At 45.1% G+C, this 19,031-nt stretch carries 14 protein-coding genes and 2 tRNA genes; 7 read left to right on the plus strand and 9 right to left on the minus strand.

Annotated elements, in window-relative coordinates:
• Positions 1 to 136 precede the first annotated feature (136 nt).
• Positions 137 to 1,153 carry an asparaginase gene (gene ansA / locus A136_RS16925; protein ID WP_017063439.1) on the minus strand — a complete coding sequence of 339 codons (1,017 nt, stop codon included), beginning with the start codon at positions 1,151 to 1,153 and terminating at the stop codon, positions 137 to 139.
• Positions 1,154 to 1,271: 118 nt separating this feature from the next.
• A complete protein-coding gene (gene sppA, locus A136_RS16930) occupies positions 1,272 to 3,122 on the minus strand; it encodes a signal peptide peptidase SppA (RefSeq protein ID WP_029235133.1) in 1,851 nt (616 codons plus the stop codon).
• Between the two features lie 279 nt (positions 3,123 to 3,401).
• On the opposite strand from sppA, the gene A136_RS16935 reads away from it, so the two are divergent.
• From A136_RS16935 to A136_RS16945, 3 genes are all read left to right on the plus strand, one after another.
• Positions 3,402 to 5,411 carry an NADPH-dependent 2,4-dienoyl-CoA reductase gene (locus tag A136_RS16935; protein ID WP_017063441.1) on the plus strand — a complete coding sequence of 670 codons (2,010 nt, stop codon included), beginning with the start codon at positions 3,402 to 3,404 and terminating at the stop codon, positions 5,409 to 5,411.
• Between the two features lie 207 nt (positions 5,412 to 5,618).
• Positions 5,619 to 6,167 (plus strand): NAD(P)H nitroreductase, encoded by a 549-nt coding sequence (locus tag A136_RS16940; protein WP_017063442.1) that lies wholly within the window; start codon positions 5,619 to 5,621, stop codon positions 6,165 to 6,167.
• A 115-nt stretch (positions 6,168 to 6,282) separates the two neighbouring features.
• Positions 6,283 to 8,277 (plus strand): DNA topoisomerase III, encoded by a 1,995-nt coding sequence (locus tag A136_RS16945; protein WP_017063444.1) that lies wholly within the window; start codon positions 6,283 to 6,285, stop codon positions 8,275 to 8,277.
• 18 nt (positions 8,278 to 8,295) lie between these two features.
• Here the strand turns inward: A136_RS16945 and A136_RS16950 are convergent, their stop codons facing one another.
• Genes A136_RS16950 through A136_RS23130 form a run of 3 tightly spaced genes read right to left on the minus strand, consistent with a single transcriptional unit; the run spans position 8,296 to position 10,142 of the window.
• Positions 8,296 to 9,327 carry a DUF3080 domain-containing protein gene (locus A136_RS16950; protein WP_017063445.1) on the minus strand — a complete coding sequence of 344 codons (1,032 nt, stop codon included), beginning with the start codon at positions 9,325 to 9,327 and terminating at the stop codon, positions 8,296 to 8,298.
• Positions 9,305 to 9,991, minus strand: a complete 687-nt coding sequence (locus tag A136_RS16955) for an SDR family oxidoreductase (protein WP_017063446.1) — start codon at positions 9,989 to 9,991, stop codon at positions 9,305 to 9,307. Before A136_RS16955 ends, A136_RS16950 begins: the two co-directional genes overlap by 23 nt.
• A gap of 25 nt (positions 9,992 to 10,016) precedes the next feature.
• The gene (locus tag A136_RS23130; RefSeq protein WP_017063447.1) at positions 10,017 to 10,142 is read right to left on the minus strand and encodes a hypothetical protein; all 126 of its coding nucleotides are present in this window, start codon (positions 10,140 to 10,142) and stop codon (positions 10,017 to 10,019) included.
• 110 nt (positions 10,143 to 10,252) lie between these two features.
• Here A136_RS23130 and A136_RS16960 point away from each other — a divergent pair, with 110 nt between their 5' ends.
• Both A136_RS16960 and A136_RS16965 read left to right on the plus strand, forming a co-directional pair.
• A complete protein-coding gene (locus tag A136_RS16960) occupies positions 10,253 to 11,173 on the plus strand; it encodes a histone deacetylase family protein (RefSeq protein WP_017063448.1) in 921 nt (306 codons plus the stop codon).
• 193 nt (positions 11,174 to 11,366) lie between these two features.
• A complete protein-coding gene (locus A136_RS16965) occupies positions 11,367 to 13,493 on the plus strand; it encodes a methyl-accepting chemotaxis protein (protein WP_017063449.1) in 2,127 nt (708 codons plus the stop codon).
• A gap of 75 nt (positions 13,494 to 13,568) precedes the next feature.
• Here the strand turns inward: A136_RS16965 and A136_RS16970 are convergent.
• From A136_RS16970 to A136_RS16985, 4 genes are all read right to left on the minus strand, one after another.
• Positions 13,569 to 13,659, minus strand: a tRNA-Ser gene (locus A136_RS16970).
• Positions 13,660 to 14,077: 418 nt separating this feature from the next.
• A tRNA-Ser gene (locus A136_RS16975) sits at positions 14,078 to 14,168 on the minus strand.
• A gap of 138 nt (positions 14,169 to 14,306) precedes the next feature.
• Positions 14,307 to 16,115: a DUF3413 domain-containing protein gene (locus A136_RS16980; RefSeq protein WP_017063450.1), complete on the minus strand. Its 1,809-nt coding sequence runs from the start codon at positions 16,113 to 16,115 to the stop codon at positions 14,307 to 14,309.
• A 28-nt stretch (positions 16,116 to 16,143) separates the two neighbouring features.
• Positions 16,144 to 16,371 carry a YejL family protein gene (locus tag A136_RS16985; protein ID WP_004734063.1) on the minus strand — a complete coding sequence of 76 codons (228 nt, stop codon included), beginning with the start codon at positions 16,369 to 16,371 and terminating at the stop codon, positions 16,144 to 16,146.
• An 84-nt stretch (positions 16,372 to 16,455) separates the two neighbouring features.
• On the opposite strand from A136_RS16985, the gene yejK reads away from it, so the two are divergent.
• Both yejK and A136_RS16995 read left to right on the plus strand, forming a co-directional pair.
• Entirely contained in the window at positions 16,456 to 17,460 is a 1,005-nt protein-coding gene (yejK, locus tag A136_RS16990) for a nucleoid-associated protein YejK (RefSeq protein ID WP_017061190.1), read from the plus strand.
• 105 nt (positions 17,461 to 17,565) lie between these two features.
• Positions 17,566 to 18,969: an Hpt domain-containing protein gene (locus A136_RS16995; RefSeq protein ID WP_017063451.1), complete on the plus strand. Its 1,404-nt coding sequence runs from the start codon at positions 17,566 to 17,568 to the stop codon at positions 18,967 to 18,969.
• Positions 18,970 to 19,031: the final 62 nt, after the last annotated feature.

Raw genomic sequence — 19,031 nt, forward strand, 5'->3', positions numbered from 1 at the left:
TTACAACAAAGGGGTGGCAATGTGCCACCCCTTTTAGTTTAACTCGTTTATTTATAAGCAATAAAACGATTTAGTTCACGTTAAGCCGCCGTTACTTTCATAGAATAACTGGCTTTAACGTGAATCCTTGAACAGGTTATAAGCTCATCTCACCGCGCAATACTTGTTGCATCTGAGCCTTCACTTCTTCGTAGCCTAGGTTTTGGCTTAATAGATAATGCAACTTCGCCAGTGCCGCTTCTGGTGTCATATCGTAACCACTCACCACGCCCGCTTCTGCTAGTGCACAACCTGTCGCGTAACCACCCATGTTGACTTTACCAGCCAAACATTGAGTTAGGTTCACCACAATAACACCGCGCTCTGAGGCATCTTTCAGGTGCTGAAGCAGTTCTGGGTTTTGTGGTGCGTTACCCACACCGAAAGTAAGCAGAATCATCGCGTTAACAGGTTGTAATAGCGTGTTACGGATAACTTCGTGTGAGATGCCTGGGTACATTGTGATTACGCCGATAGGTTGCGGAGTAATGTTATGAACCTTGAAAGCACCTTTAGGTTGTTCGTTTACCTTTACGTTATTGCTAAGTTGGATATTGATACCCGCTTCTAGCAATGGATTCAGGTTTGGAGACGTAAACGCATTGAAGCCATCTGCGTGTGATTTTGTGCTGCGGTTACCACGCATCAACTTGTTGTTGAAGAACAGTGTCACTTCGTTGATAGGGTAGTTTGCGGCAATGTGTAGCGCATTCAGCAGGTTTGCTTGTCCGTCTGAACGAAGCTCTGCTAGTGGGATCTGAGAACCCGTAACAATCACAGGTTTGCCGAGGTTTTCAAGCATGAAAGACAGTGCAGAGGCAGTGTAAGCCATAGTGTCTGTGCCATGCAGGATAACGAAACCATCGTACTTATCGTAGTTCGCGCGAATGTCATCAGCGATAGTCTGCCAATCAAGTGGCGTCATATCTGAAGAGTCCATTAATGGAGAGTATTCGTGAATGGTGTACTTAGGCATCTCTGGGCGATGGAATTCAGGCATGCCAGCTAGCTGCTTATCCATGAAACCTGCGACTGGAACATAGCCGTGGTCAATAGACTTCTGCATGCCAATTGTGCCGCCGGTGTACGCGATATAGATGTGTTTTCTTTCCATGGCGATTAATACTTAGTGTGATGTAGGGAACAGGGGGGCGATTATAGCGAATTATCATGCAATAAAAAGAGGCACCTCACACAGAGGTACCCCTTAGTCATTGAGTTATTGGCTCAACTTATTGAACTTGGCAATTTAAGCAGAAAGCGTATCGGCCTTGTGGGTCGTTAAAGCTGCCTAACAGCTGGCTATCTTGAGCTAACTGCTGAGTAACAGGCTGTAAACTGCTTGGTATCATCGATTGAATATCTAGGCCTATCGACATCTGAACTTGGTTCATAAATTCTTGAATAAATTGTTCAGTGGCCGAAAGTGGCTCTTCTACCCAGTAGATGTTGTAGCTTTCAAGCTCTGCAAGTGAAGCCGCAGCTGCAACCGCATCATCGAAATCACCAATCTCATCGACTAAGCCTTTCTGAATCGCATCTTGACCTGTCCAAACTCGACCTTGAGCAATCTTGTCGACAGCATCGACTTCTAGACCGCGATTTTCTCCAACTAGGCTGATGAATCGGCGGTATCCGTTTTCAATGCCCATTTGGAACGCGTCTTTCGCGCCATCGCTAAGTCCAGTTGTAATACCAAGACCTGAGAAAGGTGAGGTGCCAACGCCATCAGTGTAAACACCAATATCGTTCAACCCTTTTTCGAAGGTGGTGATAACACTGAAGATACCAATTGAACCCGTTAGTGTGGTTGGCTGAGCTAGGATCTTATCCGCACCCATCGAGATCCAGTAACCACCCGAAGCAGCAAGGCTCGACATCGACACAACAACCGGTTTACCCGCTTGCTTGATCGCTTCTATTTCATTACGGATAACTTCAGAAGCAAAGGCACTGCCACCTGGGCTATCGACACGAAGTACAACCGCTTTCACTTTATCGTCGTTACGTGCTTGGCGCAGTAGGGCTGCTGTGGTATCGCCGCCAACGGTGCCACGTGGTTGCTTGCCATCCATAATTGCGCCGCTCGCTACAATCACGGCAACGTCGTGTGATTCACTAGTCATGTTTGGAAGCATGGTTGTACGGTATTCGTAGTAACCAAACGCGTTGTAGCTGTCTTGGCCGTCACTGCCGAAAGCATCGGCAAGCTCTAGTCGAACTTGCTGGCGTGTCGCTAGCTCATCCACTAAGCCAAGTTTCTCGGCCAGTTTTGCAATGTCACCGTCCACAGACTTAAGTTCTTTCAAGAAGGTGTCCATGCTTGGGTTCAGTGTCTTAGCGTCTATTTGACGGTTATTGCTGACATCATCAACGTACGCACCCCATAGTTGGCTTAACCAACGAGAAGCGGACTCTTTCGCTGCGTCTGACATGTCATCACGAATGAAAGGCTCAATAGCTGACTTATAAGTGCCCACACGGAACACGTGCGTGTTGACGTCTAGTTTCTCTAACAACGTTTTGTAGTAAAGCGAGTAAGCGCTATAGCCTTTAAGAAGAACCCCACCATCTGGTGATAGGAATACCTTAGTTGCGTAGCTGGCTAGGTAGTATTGGCTTTGGTTGTAAAAGTCACCCACCGCATAAATCGGTTTGCCTGATGCTTTGAACTCATTCAATGCTTTAGCAATGTAGCGCAGCTTGGTCAGGTTGGTTTCTGGCAGCTCTTTGAGAGCTAAAACGATACCAGTAACCTTGTCATCGTCTTTTGCGTAGCGAATCGTTTCAACGATATCAAACAGGATGTTCTCTTTTGGAAGGTCTTTGCCAAGTAGTGAACCTGTGACCGAATCCATCGGATTGATATAGCGGCTTTGTTCCACAATAGGGCCAGACAGATTAAGCACTAAAGCCGAATCCTGAGGAACCGTCGGTTGAGCCGTATCTGAATGGAAGTACACAAAGTAGATGATGGCGATACTGAGTAAAAAGACTAGGTTAACCAGCGCAAGACGTACAAACGTAATGAGCTTCCAAATCCCTTTAAAGAACATGCCTATAAATTTGAATATTTTTTTCATTCTGTCTCCGCAGTGAGATCACGTCGCTTTAACAAGCCGTAGTACCATTAATCTCAATAATATGAACTGCTTAGTATCCTACGATAATTCCCAAGCTCAAACTACACCAAGAATTGTTAATCGATATATATTCTCATTAAGTGTAGTCAAATTAAGGGCTTCTGAACGATTAATACGTGCAGCATTATGATCGGTGTTACAAAAATGTAAACGGTTGTTTGAACTTTTGGTAATTGAACTATACTGTGGTCAGACCACAAGGATAAAATAATAGAAGTGATGTCTGCCATGTACCCACATTTACTTGAACCACTCGATCTTGGATTTACCCAGTTACGTAACCGTGTATTGATGGGATCAATGCATACAGGTTTAGAAGAAAATAAAGAAGGTCTCCACAAACTCGCCGCGTTTTATGAAGAGCGAGCAAAAGGAGGCGTTGGCCTTATTGTTACCGGTGGTTTCTCTCCTAATTTACGTGGCAGATTAACCCCATTTAGTGCTGAATTCAGTAAAGTGAAGCATGCAAAAGCTCACCAAGTTGTTACCGAGGCCGTGCACAAGCATGGCGGTAAGATTGCCCTTCAGTTGCTGCATGCTGGCCGCTATGCCATGCACCCATTCGCGCAAAGTGCTTCGGGTATTAAAGCGCCAATCGCTAAGTTCGCACCGAGTGAGATGAGCCCTCGTCAGATTAAAAAGACCATTGGTGCCTTTGCCAACAGTGCCGAACTCGCCCAAGTCGCGGGTTACGACGGCATTGAGATTATGGGATCTGAAGGTTACTTGATTAACCAATTCATCTGTAAACGTACCAATATGCGTTACGACGAATGGGGCGGTTCTTATGAGAAGCGCATGCGTTTCCCGCTGGAGATTGTTAAATCGATTCGCGAAGCTGTGGGTAAAGATTTCATTATTATTTTCCGATTGTCGATGCTTGATTTGGTTGAACAAGGCAGCACGTTTGAAGATGTTGTTCTTCTGGCTCAAAAGCTGGAAGAAGCCGGCGTTACCATTATCAATACCGGTATCGGTTGGCATGAAGCACGTGTTCCGACTATCGCGACGCAAGTACCACGAGGCGCATTCTCTTGGGTGACGGAAAAAGTGAAACCATACGTGTCGATCCCAGTGGTGACATGTAACCGAATTAATACGCCAGAAGAGGCCGAACGTATTCTTAGCTCTGGGCAGGCTGATATGGTGTCTATGGCGCGTCCATTCTTGGCAGACCCGGATTTTGTTAATAAAGCAGCTCAAGACCAAGCTCAGTTCATCAATACCTGTATCGGTTGTAACCAAGCTTGCCTTGATAACGTGTTTAAAGGTAAACGTGCGAGCTGTTTGGTGAACCCACGCGCTTGTTACGAGACTGAAATTGTTGTTCAGCCAGCGCAAGCGACTAAGACCATTGCGGTTGTCGGCGCAGGCCCAGCCGGTTTAGCCTGTGCAACGACTTTAGCTCAGCGTGGGCATAAGGTTGACTTGATTGAGAAAAATGACCGTATCGGCGGTCAGTTTAGATTGGCAATGCAGATTCCGGGTAAAGAAGAATTCAGAGAAACGATTCGCTACTTTGCTAACCAAATCGACGCATCAGGCGTGAACCTGAAACTGGATACTGAGGCAACGTTTGAGATGTTGTTGAAGTACGATGAAGTCGTGATGGCGGCTGGCGTAGAGCCAAGAAAGCTCGATATTGAGGGCATTGACCAAGAAAACGTGGTCGATTACCAAACCTTGATTCGTGAAAAGACACCAGTAGGCGAAAAGGTCGCGATTGTTGGTGCTGGTGGTATTGGTGTCGATGTGGCAACCATGCTGACAGAACCGACTTCACACAGCCTAGACGATTGGCTGCATGAGTGGGGCATCGATAAGAATATGGAACACCCAGGCGGACTTTACCCTTACCCTGATTCATTCAGCGATAAAACGGTGTGGGTGATGCAGCGTAAAGCGGGTCGTGTTGGTAAAGGTCCGGGCAAAACTACAGGCTGGATTCACAAACGCACACTAGAAAAACGCGGTGTTAATCTACTGGGTGGCGTGAGCTACAACAAGATTGATGACCAAGGTCTGCATATCAGCGTTGGTAAGAAAGAGCAGGTGCTGGATGTTGACTCGGTTATCGTATGTGCAGGTCAGGTGTCAGTTCGTCCATTCGAAGACATGTGGCAAGAGTTTGGTGGCAAACTGCACGTGATAGGCGGTGCCGATTATGCCGGTGAGTTAGATGCGGTACGCGCTATCCGTCAAGGTGTTGAGCTAGCGATTAAGTTATAGAATCAGCTATCAAGCTGTAATTTTATCGGTAGATATTGTTACTTAATTCGCTGAGTTAGATTTTGAACAAGGCTCCTAAGTCATAGATTTAGGAGCCTTTATTGTTTCTAATCGAGCCCAAATGGGCAGTGGTTGAGATTTATTATCGTTTGTATTCTGTGCTAAAGTTCAAGTATACAAATAATAAAGAAATAGTAAGGACTTCAAATGGATGCTTTGGATCTATTGCTCAACAGACGCTCAATCGCAAAACTCTCTGATCCGGCACCTGAAGGTGTGGCGTTAGAAAACATCATCAAAGCAGGGCTGCGTGCTCCAGACCACGGTGCACTAACACCATGGCGCTTTGTTATCGCGCAAGGTTCAGGCCTACAAAAGCTTTCAGACATCTTGGTGCGCGCCGCTGAAGCGGATGACAGCGAAGAAGCGGTTATCGAGAAAGTAAAAAAAGCGCCGTTCCGAGCTCCGATGGTGATTACTGTGATTGCCAAAGTAACTGAGCACGAGAAAGTGCCTGCTATCGAACAACATCTGTCTGCGGGTTGTGCTGCACAGGCGATGCAAATGGCCGCAGTCGCACAAGGTTTCCAAGGCTTTTGGCGCTCAGGTAAATGGATGTTCCACACAGAAGTACACCAAGCATTTGGCCTAGAAGGCGACGATGAAATTGTTGGCTTCCTATACCTAGGCACTCCAGGCTGTACACCAATGAAAGTGCCAGAGCGCGACTTCTCTAAGTTCGTTGAGTTTTTATAAAGAAAGCTGAAGCTTGAATAGTGGAATGCTAACTGTATAAACAACCAGTTTTTCTTGATTTATTAGAGCCACATTAGATAATGTGGCTCTAATTGTTTGTAGCATCTGGAAAAACATGTCTCGCCTTATTATTGCTGAAAAACCAAGCCTCGGCCGCGCGATCGCCGCTGCACTACCTAATCCACAAAAGAAAGACCAAGGGTTTATCAAATGTGGCAATGGGGATGTGGTGACTTGGTGTATTGGACACTTATTGGAGCAGGTTGAGCCGGATGCTTATGACGACCGTTATAAGAAGTGGAATTTAGCCGATCTTCCTATCGTGCCGGAGCAATGGCAGCTAAGACCGCGTAAGACTTCAAGCAAACAGCTCACGGTGATCCGAAAGCTATTGAAGGACGCCACTCAAATTGTTCACGCCGGAGACCCGGATAGAGAAGGGCAGTTGCTGGTTGATGAAGTGATTGATTACTGCAAAGTCTCTAAGGCTAAGAAAGAGTCGATGGACAGGCTACTGATCAGCGACTTGAACTTACCTGCCGTAAAACGTGCACTTTCTCAAATGCGCAGCAACCGTGACTTTATTCCGCTTTCTATTTCCGCATTAGCGCGCTCTAGAGCCGATTGGCTGTATGGCATGAACATGACTCGTGCTTATACCTTACTCGGTCAAAAGGCTGGCTACCAAGGTGTGTTGTCGGTCGGGCGAGTACAAACGCCTGTACTTGGTTTGGTGGTAAGGCGCGATGAAGAGATCGAAAACTTTATTCCGAAAGATTACTTCACTTTGCACGCTTTGATCCCTTATCAAAATCACGGCCAGAGCTTTGATATTCGTGCGCGTTGGAAGCCAAGCGAAGCATGTAAACCATGGCAAGATGAAGAAGGGCGCGTGCTCAATCGAAAGCTGGTTGAGAATGTGGCTAACCGAATTGCGAATCAACCCGCGACGGTGACGGAATCAGAGCAAAAGCAAAGTAAACAAGCTGCGCCACTGCCTTACTCGCTGTCAGCCTTGCAGATTGATGCGTCTAAGCGTTTTGGTATGAGTGCTCAACAGGTGTTAGATACGTGTCAGTCATTGTACGAGAAACACAAACTCATCACTTACCCACGTTCTGATAGCCGCTATCTACCTAAAGAGCACTACTCGCAGCGAGAATCGATCGTTGATGCTATCGCTAACAATGCGAAAGAGCTGCAAAGTGGCGCTCAAGGTGCGGACCTTTCTCTTAAATCAAAAGCATGGAACGACAGTAAGGTCGATGCTCACCACGCGATTATTCCTACTCCGAAGAAGTCATCGGTGAACGGCCTGTCTGCCAACGAGATGAAAATCTATCAGCAAATCGCTCGTCAGTATCTAATGCAGTTTTACCCACCTGCGGTTTTTGCTGATGCTAAGCTGGTCTTTGATATCGCTGGTGGCGTGTTCATCGCAAAAGGGCGTCAGCTTATCAACCCGGGTTGGAAGGTGTTGATGGGTAAAACGGATACCGAAGAAAAAGGGGATGGCACGGATACGGTTCCTCCGTTAGATAAAGGCACTGTGCTCACCTGTCGTGAAGGTGTCATTGGCGATAAGAAAACCGAGCCACCAAAACACTTTACAGAAGCGACATTGCTCCAAGCGATGACAGGTATCGCGCGCTTTGTCGCGAACAAAGATCTCAAAGCCATTTTGAAAGAAACCGATGGCCTTGGCACAGAAGCAACCCGTGCGGGTATTCTAGATACTCTATTCAAAAGGCAGCTGCTAACGCGCCAAGGTAAGAGTATTCACAGTAGCCCTGCGGGCAGAGGCTTGATTCATGCCTTACCTGAGGATTCTACCTTCCCAGACATGACGGCACATTGGGAGCACCAGCTGCAAGGCATGGCAGAACGAAATCAAGCGTATCAGCCTTTCATGCAAGCGTTAGAAAGCAAGATTGATGGTTTAATGGGTAAAGTAAAAACGGGAGAAGTTCCTGAATCACTCCGCCACCTTCCTAAAGTCGAGAGACCTGCCTTCAAACGCCGTAAAGGCGGTGGGGCGAAGAAGTCTTACGCCAAGACAGGTACGTATGCTAAGAAAGGTACTTCCGCTAAAAAGAGCACTAAAAGCTAAGACTTATTGAGGTTAGGATTAGCGACCGACTTTACGGCCACAACGTTTAAACAGTTGCTGCCAATAGTCAACATGGCGACGAGTGGATGATCGAAAGGCTTGATGTGCATCTTGGATGGGAAAGTAATAACTGTGCAGTTCAGGTTGCGCGTCAAACATTCCTAGTTGCGGGGCTATGTGCTGATAGTAGCCATCCAGTTGCGCCATGTAAGGCTGAACCTTACCTATGTATTGTTGCTCGAACACATTGTTGAGATAGCGGAACTTAGTGGTGTCTCGTTGTTTACCACAGATGATCTTGTCATCAAAAGTTGTCAGCTGTTTGGTGATGGTATCAAGCTCAACTGACGCCCGAGCGAGCGAGTAGTATAAATCCCCAAGGGTCGAACTCTTCTCTAATACTTCTTGAACCTCAGTGGTTTTGCCGGAAACGAGCGATGTGTTTAACGCTTGATTGATGTGTTCTAACGCATCACTGGTTTGTCGTACCTGATCGCCTATATCAGCGCGTAACCACTGACTACCCCGCATTTGTGACTGCATAGCATCGCTGGCATAGATGAGATTCCATTGATGCAGTGGAAACTGTGCGAGTTTCTGTTGCTCAATTTCTCTTAGTAATTCTACGATCTCTGGGTCTAATTCATTACTGGATAAACATTTGCCCACGCCTTCAAGTAGCGCGACTTGATAATCGTAATTACGAAACTCATCCGCGACCTTGCCCAGAACCGAATTTCTTTCTGCAATCAGATTGAACAATCCACACTGACGAAGCTGGTAGCTGTCTATGAGGCCGATAGAGAGTGAGGGCACGTCAAGCAGCAGTTCTCGTTTTCTCGGTAGGCTTTCAAATTCCCATTCCTCTATTATCTCGTCAGCATCTTGTACTCTGGCTATCTTTGTTTGATAGTCGTCGAACAAGTCGCCGGGGCCATCACTGAAACAGCCAGCTAGCATCACTGTTAGACAAAACAGCGTTGAGTGCTTAACTAGGTTTGAGAGATGCCCTGCATTCATCTGTGGATTACCAGTCAATTTCGCTGCCATCGAAATTGAAGAAGTGACCACTCACTTCGGTATTCGCTGACTCGATGACTTCAATCAGGCCGGAAGCTGAAGTGTCGGTGTCGATCAGAGCATTAGGGCCACCCATTTCAGTCTGCACCCAACCTGGATGCAGTGCTAACACCGTAAAGCCATCATCGGTTAAGTCGTTGCTTAGGCTCTTCACCACGGAGTTTAGAGCGGCTTTAGAGGAGCGATAGATGTAACCGCCGCCTGAGGTGTTCTCTGACATACTGCCGACTCTAGAGGATAAACAAGCGACCTTTTTGATATCGCTGTCTTTGAGTAAAGGCAATAGCGTTTCGACAAGCTTTAGTGGAGCGATGGTGTTGACTTCGAATACACGACGCCACTCTTCAACATCGGTATTACCCAGCCCGTAGCCTTTAGGGCCATAGTAGCCAGCGTTGTTGATCAAGATATCAATCGACTTTATTTGCGAAGGGAGTTGGCTTACTGCTTGGTAATCGGTTATCTCTAATTGAATACAGGTAAGGTTGGTGTTGTGGTCTGCGAGTGAGAGCAGTTCTTTTGCTGAATTGTCATCACGATAAGTCGCGTACACCTTGTGATTACTTTCCAAGTATTGTCGAGTCAGGCTTAAGCCAATGCCGCGGTTCGCTCCAGTAATAAAAATAACGCTCATGGTGATTCCTTTTCAGTTCAATTAGTTAAGTTTGATGGCTTAACACGAGAAAATCAACGCTCCACCAACTGGCCATTAGCATTCCTACAAAAATCATTACTGCTGCCGCTGAGCCACAGATCACCCCAAAGATGAGTATTACGTTTTTCATTGTTGTCTCTTTTTGAAAATCAAGTTAATGATAACTATTATCATTAATTAAGGTTGTCGCCTAGGCTGAGACTGTTATGATTTTGAGAAAGATACGCAATTAACCTGATTATGATTCCTTTAATTTACCACCCAATCTATTCGCAGTTACCTTTACCAGAAGGTCACCGTTACCCGATTAACAAATATCAGTTGTTACACAGTGCTGTTGAGGCGTTAATGGATCGTGATCCTCTATGGAAGCGTCAGTTTGAAATCTTCCAACCAACGCCGGTTTCGGTTGAACAGGTAAAACAGGTTCACGATAGTGAGTATGTGGATTTGCTTGTTTCTGGTAATTTGCCCGCAGCAAAGATGAGACGTATCGGTTTCCCCTGGAGTGAACAACTTATTGAGAGAACACTCTACTCAAGTGGTGGAACCTGCTTGGCCGCTGAAATGGCAATAGAGAGTGGTTTAGCGATTCATTTGAGTGGTGGTTATCATCACGCACACCATGATTTTGGTAGCGGCTTTTGTTTGTTGAACGATCTGGTGTTAGCGGCAAAACATGCGTTGACCTTTGAACACATCGATAAAGTGCTTATCGTCGACAGCGATGTTCATCATGGTGATGGCACAGCGACTCTTTGCCAAGAGAATGACGACATCATTACTCTGTCATTCCACTGCGACAAAAACTTTCCTGCACGAAAACCGCTGTCTGATTTAGATGTACCGTTAAGTCGTGAAACAGAAGATGAAGAGTTCTTACGTTGTTTTGAACAAGTCACTAAGTTAGCGATTGCTCACCATCAACCTGATCTGATTATTTATGATGCGGGGATCGATATCCATCAAGACGATGAACTGGGTTACTTGAATGTCTCGACACAAGGGATATTCGAGCGCGACTGTTTGATGATTGAATTAGCGAAATCAGAGTCTATTTCGATGGCATGCGTAGTCGGTGGCGGGTACCGCACTAAACACCAAGATCTGGTGCCGATTCACATGCAGCTGTTAAAAGCGGCTTATCATGTTTACGGTTAACCTCTCAAATTAGCGCCTGATAGCTCATTGAAATGATGGTGTGAAATAAGCGCATCCTGCACCATAAAAGACACGGTTGCACCATTTTGATTCATATAAAGTGCTTTTTTATTAATTAGTTACGTATTTGTGTGATTAATTGTGGTCTGTAAATTGCTTTACCCATGTGTCTATAAAAACACAAGGGATAAAAATGAACCTGACGGACAAGGAACGTAGTTGGCTTAATTGGTTTGGCGCAACAGGAAAACTGGCTATGCGCAGAGCTTGTTTCCTCAATAGAAGTAGGACGGAAGAGCTTGAACAAGCTTTTGAAAGTATTGCTCACACGCGAGTTCAACTTCTTCATAATTGGGTCAAGAATCAATGGGATTTTTTAGAAGACTCTGCGGTTTATTTAGCTAGTCGCACGGAAGAACAAGCTCAGGGGACGTTAGCTAGCCTTCTTAAACGCAGTACGGATTTATCTGAGTTGGCGATCGTCGATGCTAAGGGGATAGCACAAGCATCGAGTTATCATGAGCATGTCGGGGTTACTCTTGGAGATAAGAAGGCTTTAGTTGAAGGGGCTTCAAAGCGTTATCTGCATGGGCCGTATATGGATCAGCGCACGTTGAACGTAGGGGCTTCGAGTTCATCGTTTCATGACCAAGTAACGCTGATGTTTTATGTCCCCTTTTCTCGGGATGAAGGGGCGCCGCAATTCCTATGTGGTCGTGTTCCAAATGATGTTATTGGTGACATTATTCAAAGAGAAGCGGGGCATATTTATAGCGAGTCGGGTGATAACTATATCTTTATGGTCGACTCCATTCATGATCCTAATACTCAGCCGGGTGTTGCGCTCTCTCGTTCTCGCTTTGAAGATAATACCTTTTCACACGGCGAGAACTTAAAGCAAGGGATTCATACTGATTGGGGAACGGTTAAGATCCAGCACCACACCGAATTTGAGATTCGCTTTACGGACCCAGCCACTAATCAGCTTCACCCAGGCGTAAGAGAAACCATTAAAAATGGCAATAACTTGTTTATTGGTTATCCGGGGTATTCTGACTATCGCCACATACCCGTTATTGGCAAAGGTATCACTTTTCAATTGGATGGTTCACCAGATACCTTTGGCATGATGTGTGAGTCCGATTTAGAAGAGGTCTACAGAGACCGAAGTCTAAGTTATACCTTATCTAAGCACTTTATCAGCTGCATGCTACTGCCTCTATTTGTTCCATTACTGTTTGCCAACCTTTATACACTCACACCTTTTATGCAGAGTGGCATTATGTTCGCTTGCGCGTTGCTTTCATTGGGCTTATTCCGTTTAGTTAGCGCCAAACCACTAGCGAAGAAGATTCATGAAATGACCGGGGTAATGCAGACCTTAGCTGAAGGTGATGGCAACTTAAGTCGGAGACTTGATCCCACCACATTCAGTCATAATGAACTTGGCAACTTAGGGCGCTGGACTAACAGTTTTATCGACAATTTAGATAACACGGTGAGTGAGTTGATCCATGCGAGTCACGAAGTTAGAGAGGTTTCGGAATCGATGTTTCGTCGCAGTGTCGTGATGAAGCAAACCAGTGATGATGCATCACAAGCGTTAAGCAATATGCTTCATTTGAGTCAGTATCAACAGAGCGAAATTACTCATGCGAGTGTCTCAGCAACGCAAATGGACACGGTGATGAAACAAGCCTTCCTGAGCGCAGAGAAGGAGTACAATCAGTCCGTCGAAGGCATGGAGATTGTTCGCAATATCGTAGAAAGCTCGGCGCATAGCGTGAATGAGGTGAATAATGAAATGACTAAGGTGTCTGACATTATAGATATCATTACTGACATTACCGCGCAGACTAACCTTTTGGCCTTGAATGCGGCCATTGAGTCGGCAAGAGCAGGTGAACACGGGAGAGGGTTCTCTGTCGTCGCTTCTGAAGTAAGAACTCTGGCTGACCGAACTTCACAAGCTGCTAACCATATTAGTGACCTAATGAAAGAGCTGCATAGTAAGTCTCGCAGTGCTGTTGAGTCCATGGAGCGAGGTGTCGAGAATGTGAGTAAAGGAAACTTAACAGTCGACTCAAATGCTCGCAGTGAGCAAATTCAATCAGCGGTGAGTGACCTCTTTACCACGATGTCTAACTTAGATGAAAACAGTCAGAAAAATGGACAAACGGCAGATAAAGCCCAACGTTCAATATCTGACTTACAACTGTCTACTAAGCAACTCGCACGTCGAGTGTCCTTGATGGGCAATGCGTTGAGCCGTTTAGACCAATTGATTGGGCGTTTTGAAGTGAGCCGAAAGGTGGCGTAGTGGAAAATACGTAAGTTCTTTACGCAAACGCCAGATACAAAAAAGCCGCTGATTTCTCAGCGGCTTTCTTTAATGTGGTGGAGGGATAGGGATTTGAACCCTAGAACCGCTATTAACGGTTGCCGGTTTTCAAGACCGGTGCTTTCGACCACTCAGCCATCCCTCCAATGGCGCGTATAATATAAGGGTGGCTTTCGCTTGTAAATACCCTTATTAACTGACTGCTTTTTTTATGAACGCTTTTTGGTGTTTTTGTTCTGAATGATTATTTATTGTTCGGTTTATTAAGAAGCCGACAAAATCTAATATTCAATAAGCCAAGTATTCCCAACTTTTGTTATACGTGAAGTGTTTCTGTGCTATTAAAAAAGAAAGTATCTAATTGGCTTGCAGGTAAAGTTATGAGGGGAGTGGCTTAGGCGCATGAACTTTTAGTTTAGAACGGTGAGATCGGAATTTAAAACTAGGTATAAAGTGAATGGGTTTGAAACTGGGACTGTAGAGAGTTTTGTTAGATGAGCTTTATATTTTAAAAAGCTTCAGATGCAAAAAAGCCGCTGATTTCTCAGCGGCTTTCTTTAAAGTGGTGGAGGGATAGGGATTTGAACCCTAGAACCGCTATTAACGGTTGCCGGTTTTCAAGACCGGTGCTTTCGACCACTCAGCCATCCCTCCAGTGGCGTGAATAATATAAGGGGTGGAGGATCTTGTAAACCCTTAATTTTCATAATTTTGTTTTGTTGCTTGTTTTCTAATCATTCACGGCAATAAAAAAGGGAAGCCATTGGCTTCCCTTTGCTGTTTGCTGATTATTTAGTCATTTTTTGTGTAGAAACGCTGTAGCTCTGTCAGGCCTTGCATCAACACAGGTAAGCGAGGGCTTACGTTTTTCAGGCGCTTGTAATTTTGGTCGTACAATTTGTAGTTACCAAATTTATCCAACACCGTTGTTTGCTGGTCAGTAACAAGAGCAAGTTCACGAGAGTCGCCCGCGAGAATCCACTTTCTGTTACGTTCATTAAACAGGCTGCGACCACTACTGAAATCTGTTGGGTTCGAAGATACACCCAATAGCTCTTGCATCAGTGTTACTGACACGTCTAGATGACTAGAACGGTGGGTGTATTCAGAAGCAGACTTGCCAGGCCAGCTGATAAACAGTGGTACTTGTAACTGATAACGACTGTAGTTGGAGTTTGCACCCCAGCTGTTGGTTTTGGTTTCGTTAAACTCAGTACCGTGGTTAGAGGTAATGATAACCACCGTGTTATCGGCAAGCTCTAAGCGTTCCAGTTCAGCGTAGATAGTTGCTAGCTGAGCATCGGCCGCTGTCGCCGACTTTTGATAGTCTGCTGCAAAACGCTCTGCTGTCGTTAGCGTAGAGTCCGACTCTGAACTTGAATCGTAGCTGGCGAAGTTATCCAGTGTGGTTAATTCAATAAAGTTAAACCAAGGGCGTTTAGCTTGCGGTGATTGAATCCAGTTAGACCAAGCTTTTATGGCACTCTGGTCATCATAAGTTGCTTGCTCTGGCATCACATCACGGCCTCGGAAGATAATATCCGAGTAAAGTGCATCGCTAAAGTTGTCGCCACTGAAAGCAGCGAACTTGTAATCGTGATTCTCTAAAACATCGAGCAATACTGCGCTTGACCCCTGAGCTTCAATGCTGCTTGCGTAGCTGCTCGGTAGGCCGTAGAACAAGCCAAAAATACCGAACATATCGTTACTTGAACTGTAGTGGTTGGTGAAGTTGATCGACTGTTGCGCGTAGGCATAGCTGTTTGGCATCGCCGTCGCATTAAGTGCGTCAGAGCGAAGGTTGTTCACACTCACCATCAGGATATTAAGATCATCACTGCGGCGGTTGTATTGAATTTTTTCTAGCGGGTAGCTAACTAGGTTTACGTTCTCTTTGTTCGCTTCTAAACGCTCAAGGTACTCTTCACGGTCTAATAGGCCATGTTTTTCCATAAAGCTTTTCGCTGTCATTGGATAAGACAGTGGGAAGTTCGCTTTCTGGCTAGTAATTGGGTTATAGAAGTACGCATCAGCCCACATGTAGGTCAAGTGGCTGCTGATGAAACACAAGAAGAAGACGGCAGTAATCGGACGGCCAATGTGTTTATGAGACAGTTTACGCTGCTTACGCCAAACCCACTCAGACAGACCAAGCTGTAGTAAGAAGATAAATGGCATAACAATGAAGAGGTGCTGCAAATCAGACGTGAATGCAGATTCCTCTCCACTGAATAAAACCTCCCACACGACAGGCGTCAGGTGGAGGTTTATATTTTGATACGTTTGGGTATCAATCAGTAGGACAGTTAAACCTATGGTCGCGAAGATAACGGCAACCAAACGTAATAACTTCCTCGACGGAAGAATAAAAGTGAGCGGGAACAGCACTAATAGATAGAGCGCGAACACTAAAAAACCAAAATGACCAACCCACGATGCAGCCAAATAGAATTGGCCTAGCAAGGTTTCTGGCCAAGCAGATTGAGTAATATAACGAGTACCAATCAACATCGCAGCAATGATGTTGAAAAATGCAAACCAGTGACCCCAACCAACCAGTCGAGATACACGATCGCTATATGAGTTTGCGCTGTCTACCATTTATAATTCTTTTATCCGTCAATCAAATTTAGTGAGACTTTTTATCTTCAAGAGAAGAAATTAAAGCCTCGGCAAATTTTTCAGCAATTCCTTTGCGTTGTGAAGCAGCAACATTCTGATTTAAGACATTGGTTGCGATATTTCCAGCGATCATCAGTGAAAGTTCTGGCGAAGCTTTGTGCTTAGTTAGTACAGCACCTACTTCAGCTAGGATTTTTTCAACTTGATCATCTGTGTATTTAGATATAATCGGCATAAGGACTCTAATAATGATAGTAAAAGCGGCTTATGATAACCTACTATGCACGACAACTGAAACCTGAACGGTAATATTTTCACTATGAGCCTTCACCTTTCCAACGTAATTTTACACCAGCTGAGCAAGAACGATCAGGATGAGCTGATTGTTAACTATCGTGCTGAATCTCTAGAAAACGATGCTTCATCTGAAAGCCTAGTTGCTGAACTTCACCGTGTTTTTAATTCAAAAGCAGGCAAAGGGTTTGGTTCTTTCAAATCTGACAGCGAATTCCAGCAGTGGTTGCATCAACTTCGTGCTGGTGAGACAAACTTTTACGATTTTTCTCAAAAGAGTGCGCAACGTCTAAAAGACGAACTATCAAAGTACCCATTCGCTGACGAAGGTATCTTGGTAATGGCTGAATATCAGTCACTTGCAACAGATTACCTTTTCATTGGTTTATTGCCTTCAAACCAAAGCCTAAAGGTAACTGAAGGGCTTGATATTAGTGCGACTGACTACCTTGATATCTCAAAAATGGATATCGCGGCTCGTCTAGACCTTTCAACTTATGAGACTGATAAAGAGTCAAACCGTTACTTAACTTACATTAAAGGACGTGTTGGCCGTAAAGTCGCGGATTTCTTCTTAGATTTCTTACAAGCTGAAGTTGGTTTGGATGCGAAACAGCAGAACCAAGTACTGATGCAAGCGGTAGAAGACTTCGTTTCTGACTCTAAATTAGAGAAAGAAGAAGCGATCAGCTACAAAAAGCAGGTTGCGGATTACTGTAACGAGCAGCTTAAAGCGGGCGATGAAGTACAAGTTCGTGAACTTTCTGGTGAGTTGCCAGCAAGCACAGATGGCACAAGCTTCTTTGACTATACTAGTGAGCAAGGCTACGAGTTAGAAGACAGCTTCCCAGCCGATCGCGCAACTATGCGTAAACTAACAAAATTTGTTGGTGCTGGTGGCGGTTTGAATGTTAGTTTTGATAGTCTGCTTCTAGGCGAACGTATCTTTTACGATCCGGAGACAGACACGCTAACGATTAAAGGCACTCCACCGAACTTACGTGACCAACTGACTCGCAATAAGTCATAGTCCGAAGTTAACGGATAAAAGCGGCAGCAGGACGTTGTCGCTTATTTTGTGCTTAATCTTTTAGCTACGGTCATGGCTTCAAGTTAACACGCACAAGGAATATAGATGGAACAATCAGTAGCAAAGCCCAAACGCTTTAAAAAACCAGCCACCTTTTTGGTTGTGCTCTTGGCTCTGTGGTTACTTCCTTCATTGGCTCTTCTTAATCTAAGCCGTTCCTACACCAATTCTCTAGCTCAAATCGAAGAGCTCGGTATTCGAGTCAACGAATTGAGGCAATCGCTTTATTTCTCAGAACCGCTTCGAGTCTCTCGTATCAATGATCTCGCACTCGATGCTCAGTTGGTTTATTCGATCCGACTGCAGATTGAATCTGATTTCCAACACGCCTTGTTTCGTCCTGATGTCAACCAACTGTTGTACGTAGCTGATCAGTTCCTAGAAAAGTTCGATGAGTTCATTCCAATAGAAAGCCAAGTTCAAGACATCGTTGATAACATTAAGATCTTGCGTGCTGATAAAGAGCTTTCCCCTCAGCTAAAACCGCTCCTCAACGAATTCGGTGTTGTGGTATTTGAAGCCATGTATTCTGAAAATCAAAGTTCGTCAGCGACTTATCGCGCCTTTGATTCCATTCTAGAAAAATCTTATTCCTTAGAAAACGAAGAACAAGATGCACTCCAACAACTACTGGCTGATGCGTCAGCATTGTTGAGTGATTACGCTCAGCTTAACTATTTGGTTGATAAGATTAAGAAAAACTCAGTAAATGAACAGATCATAAAACTCGAAGCTGAGTTCCATGATCGTCAATTCAACCTATTGTTGGTGATGCTAGGCTTAAGCTTGGTGGCGATGAGCGGGATAGTGTTTTGGGGCGTTAGGTCCACAAAAACGATGAAAGAAGCAGACCAAGAACTCAGCTCTGAACTAGAAATTAATTCAAGTAAGGAAGACGCTTCTTATAGCGATGTTGTTTCCTCAGCAGTGAAACAAGCAGATAGTGACGCTTATGTATCCGAGAACAAGCCAACGCGCCAGTCTTCCGACTCTCAACCTCCGCAGAGCGTTAACGTTACAAGCCAACCCGTTGTACCGCAATACTCTATTCAGCAAGTCCCTGAACAGGCGCCAGTAGTAGAGAAACACGTTGCCAGTGTCACAGATTCAAAGCCTGCGATTGATATCGAAGACATGTTAGAAACGCTCGATGGTGATGCTGAGTCTGTCGAACTCTTGCTTGGTGTGTTTGTACAAGACCACGCAGGTGACTACGAGAAGTTTAAGTCTTTGTTGACTAAAGATGAAACCTCCGCGGCTCGCATTGTACATAGCTTAAAAGGCGTGGCTGGCAGTATTAAAGCGTCTCGGTTAGCCATCATTGCCGCAACCATTGAAATGACAATGAAGCAGTCCAGTGCGATCAGTGAACATGATTTAGCTGAACTAGAGCAGGCTATAAAAGCCTCTGTGGATTCTGCTCATGAATATTTAGACAGTCAGCGTTAACTTTTACAGGATTTTTGACAATACTCTGACGAAGCGCTCATACAATCAGCGCCCTTAGTCTT

It is taken from the genome of Vibrio crassostreae 9ZC13 (genome assembly GCF_000272045.2).
GTDB lineage: Bacteria > Pseudomonadota > Gammaproteobacteria > Enterobacterales > Vibrionaceae > Vibrio > Vibrio crassostreae_C.

Excerpts from the sequence above, each read along its gene's own strand:
- ansA (WP_017063439.1), bottom strand. The coding sequence starts at position 1,153 with ATGGAAAGAAAACACATCTATATCGCGTACACCGGCGGCACAATTGGC.
- sppA (WP_029235133.1), bottom strand. The coding sequence starts at position 3,122 with ATGAAAAAAATATTCAAATTTATAGGCATGTTCTTTAAAGGGATTTGG.
- A136_RS16935 (WP_017063441.1), top strand. The coding sequence starts at position 3,402 with ATGTCTGCCATGTACCCACATTTACTTGAACCACTCGATCTTGGATTT.
- A136_RS16940 (WP_017063442.1), top strand. The coding sequence starts at position 5,619 with ATGGATGCTTTGGATCTATTGCTCAACAGACGCTCAATCGCAAAACTC.
- A136_RS16945 (WP_017063444.1), top strand. The coding sequence starts at position 6,283 with ATGTCTCGCCTTATTATTGCTGAAAAACCAAGCCTCGGCCGCGCGATC.
- A136_RS16950 (WP_017063445.1), bottom strand. The coding sequence starts at position 9,327 with ATGGCAGCGAAATTGACTGGTAATCCACAGATGAATGCAGGGCATCTC.
- A136_RS16955 (WP_017063446.1), bottom strand. The coding sequence starts at position 9,991 with ATGAGCGTTATTTTTATTACTGGAGCGAACCGCGGCATTGGCTTAAGC.
- A136_RS23130 (WP_017063447.1), bottom strand. The coding sequence starts at position 10,142 with ATGAAAAACGTAATACTCATCTTTGGGGTGATCTGTGGCTCAGCGGCA.
- A136_RS16960 (WP_017063448.1), top strand. The coding sequence starts at position 10,253 with ATGATTCCTTTAATTTACCACCCAATCTATTCGCAGTTACCTTTACCA.
- A136_RS16965 (WP_017063449.1), top strand. The coding sequence starts at position 11,367 with ATGAACCTGACGGACAAGGAACGTAGTTGGCTTAATTGGTTTGGCGCA.
- A136_RS16980 (WP_017063450.1), bottom strand. The coding sequence starts at position 16,115 with ATGGTAGACAGCGCAAACTCATATAGCGATCGTGTATCTCGACTGGTT.
- A136_RS16985 (WP_004734063.1), bottom strand. The coding sequence starts at position 16,371 with ATGCCGATTATATCTAAATACACAGATGATCAAGTTGAAAAAATCCTA.
- yejK (WP_017061190.1), top strand. The coding sequence starts at position 16,456 with ATGAGCCTTCACCTTTCCAACGTAATTTTACACCAGCTGAGCAAGAAC.
- A136_RS16995 (WP_017063451.1), top strand. The coding sequence starts at position 17,566 with ATGGAACAATCAGTAGCAAAGCCCAAACGCTTTAAAAAACCAGCCACC.